Source organism: Hoeflea sp., from assembly GCF_984452065.1.
The window spans coordinates 964-3,633 of record NZ_CFHWAF010000209.1 but is presented as its reverse complement, the minus strand read 5'-3'; the positions used below and the strand labels follow the sequence as shown (position 1 = coordinate 3,633).

Genomic DNA, 2,670 nt, shown 5'->3' with positions numbered 1-2,670 from the left:
GGCGATCGAATCCGAGGCCCGCCGCCAGATCGCAATCCTCGAGGACGGTGGCGCGATCGATCAGGAGACGCGCCTCTTCGATCCGGCCAAGGGCGAAACCCGCTCCATGCGCTCCAAGGAAGATGCGCATGATTATCGCTATTTCCCCGATCCCGACCTGTTGCCGCTGGAGTTCGACGATGCCTTTGTCGAAAGCCTGGCCGCCGACCTGCCGGAACTGCCGGACGACAAGAAGGCAAGGCTGATGGCGGATATGGGACTTTCCGCCTATGACGCCTCGATCCTGGTTTCGGAGAAATCGATTGCCGATTATTTCGAGGACGTTGCCGGTGACCGCGACGGCAAGGCTGCGGCGAACTGGGTGATCAACGATCTGCTCGGCGCCCTGAACAAGGCGGGCAAGACAATTGAGGAGACCCCTGTGTCGCCGTCTCAGCTCGGTGCGATCATCGATCTGATCAAGGAAGGCACGATCTCCGGCAAAATCGCCAAGGACCTGTTTGAGATCGTCTGGACCGAAGGCGGCGACCCCAATGCCATCGTCGAGGACCGCGGCATGAAACAGGTCACCGATACAGGAGCCATCGAGGCCGCCGTTGATGAAGTCATCGCCGCCAATGCCGACAAGGCCGCGCAGGTGAAGGACAAGCCATCCATGGCCGGCTGGTTTGTCGGGCAGGTCATGAAGGCAACCCAGGGAAAAGCCAATCCGCAGGCGGTCAACGCACTGGTGCGCAAGAAGCTGGGCGTCGAATAGGTCGAGAGCCTGACCATGTGGATAAGAACGGCGAGCGAGCGCGATCTGGACGAGATCCGGGCGCTTCTCGTAACCACATGGCATGACACCTATGACGGCATCTACGGTGCGGACAAGGTCACCGGGATCACCGATGACTGGCACGCGGTCAGCGTCCTGCGAAAACGGCTGACCCAGCCGGGCAGCGAGTTCGTGGTGGCTGACAATGGCGAGAAAATATGCGCGGTCGCGTTTGCGTCGACGGAAGACGGCAAGTCGATCGTTCTGCACCAGCTCTATGTCCTGCCGCAGTTTCAGGGGCAGGGGGCCGGAGGCCTGCTGCTCGATGAGATCAAGGCCTGTTTTCCCGAGGGCCGCCGCATCACGCTGGAGGTTGAAGAACGCAATGCGAATGCGATCCGGTTCTATGAGAACAAGGGCTTTCGCGAGATCGGCAGGACCGGGAATTGCGGCGGACCGGATTCCGGCATGCCTGCCTTGATCCTCGAGCTTGAACTCCATTGACGTGATGTCATTGAATCGGCGCATTCGCCGGCACACATGGGACATGCAACTGGACAAGGCGGGAAAGGCGCGGCATAAGGCGACTGACGTCATGGGCCACGGGCGGCAAGAGGATATCGATGAAGAATTTCCTGCTCCAAATGTTCACCTGGTGGAACGGAAAGACACCCGGAACGCTCTTTTACACGTGGCGCAAGGGAACCCGTGTCGGCGAGGACGAATTCGGCAATGTCTACTACCAGGGCGACAGGGACAGCGAGGGCCGCACACGCCGCTGGGTGATTTACAAGGGCCAGTCCGACGCATCGTCCATCCCGTCCGGCTGGCACGGCTGGATGCATCACACGACGGATGTCTCGCCGGCGGACGAAACCTATCAGCCAAAGGACTGGCAAAAAGGCCATCAGGCCAATATGACCGGCTCCGCGGCCGCATACCGGCCGAAAGGCTCCATTCTCAATCCGGCCGAGCGGCCGCGGGTCACGGGCGATTATGACGCCTGGACCCCGGGATCGTGAGTTTTTCCGGACATGCGAACGGTCAGGCAAAACGCCATGAAGCGAAACGGCCTGTGCGGGGCGGTGTTGTCCCTGATGCTGGTTGCCGCAGGCACGGCCTTTGCGCAGGACAGGGTTGAGTCTCAGGATCTGGCTCCCGCGAAGGATCCGCGCAACAACAACAAGGTCGCGGTATTTTCCGGCATCGACAAAATCACCGGCCGGATCATAACGTTCGACGTCTATATCGACGAAACGGTCCAGTTCGGTGCATTGCAGGTCACACCGCGTGTCTGTTACAGCCGCGACGAAACCCAAAAGCCCAAGACGACCACCTTCGTCGAGGTCGATGAAATCACGCTTGACCGCAAGATACGCCGGATTTTCACCGGCTGGATGTTCGCCGATTCTCCCGGTCTCAATGCGGTCGACCACGCGGTCTACGACGTCTGGCTGAAGGACTGCCGCATGGAATCGGATATCCCGCCGCCGACGTGAGTTTCAGCAAAGCCTACACAAAACTCGCTTCGATCATCATCGCTTCGCTCAGCATTGAATCGTAGGTCTCTTTCGGGATGTCCAGGGCGCCGAAACGCTTGAGATGATCGGTCGTGAACTGGGTATCGAGAAGAACGAAGCCGTTCTGCCGCAGTCTTTTGACAAGATGCACGAGGCAGACCTTGGACGCATCGCGCTCGCGCGAGAACATGCTCTCGCCGAAAAAAGCGCCGCGCAGGGATACGCCGTAAAGCCCGCCGACGAGCATGTCGTTACGCCAGGCCTCGATGCTGTGCGCATGTCCAAGCCCGTGAAGCTCCAGATAGAGATCCCGTATGGTCTTGTTGATCCAGGTCTTCTTTCGGCCGGGCCCCGGCTCCGCGCAACCGTCGATCACCGCGCCGAATGCCGTGT

At 60.0% G+C, this 2,670-nt stretch carries 5 protein-coding genes; 4 read left to right on the top strand and 1 reads right to left on the bottom strand.

Annotation, left to right across the window (positions count from 1 at the left end):
* The 4 genes from AC5E6N_RS23145 to AC5E6N_RS23130 form a co-directional block, all read left to right on the top strand.
* Window positions 1-757: Asp-tRNA(Asn)/Glu-tRNA(Gln) amidotransferase subunit GatB (locus AC5E6N_RS23145; RefSeq protein WP_491750015.1), on the top strand; the 757-nt coding region annotated here is incomplete at its 5' end.
* Window positions 758-772: 15 nt separating this feature from the next.
* Window positions 773-1,261, top strand: coding sequence for a GNAT family N-acetyltransferase (locus AC5E6N_RS23140; protein ID WP_491750014.1), 489 nt, complete (start codon window positions 773-775; stop codon window positions 1,259-1,261).
* A 119-nt stretch (window positions 1,262-1,380) separates the two neighbouring features.
* Window positions 1,381-1,779 (top strand): NADH:ubiquinone oxidoreductase subunit NDUFA12, encoded by a 399-nt coding sequence (locus AC5E6N_RS23135; RefSeq protein ID WP_491750013.1) that lies wholly within the window; start codon window positions 1,381-1,383, stop codon window positions 1,777-1,779.
* A gap of 12 nt (window positions 1,780-1,791) precedes the next feature.
* Window positions 1,792-2,256, top strand: coding sequence for a DUF2155 domain-containing protein (locus AC5E6N_RS23130; RefSeq protein WP_491690352.1), 465 nt, complete (start codon window positions 1,792-1,794; stop codon window positions 2,254-2,256).
* Window positions 2,257-2,269: 13 nt separating this feature from the next.
* On the opposite strand, the gene aat is transcribed toward AC5E6N_RS23130, so the two are convergent.
* A partial coding sequence (gene aat, locus AC5E6N_RS23125; protein WP_491750012.1) for a leucyl/phenylalanyl-tRNA--protein transferase occupies window positions 2,270-2,670 on the bottom strand: 401 nt, incomplete at its 5' end.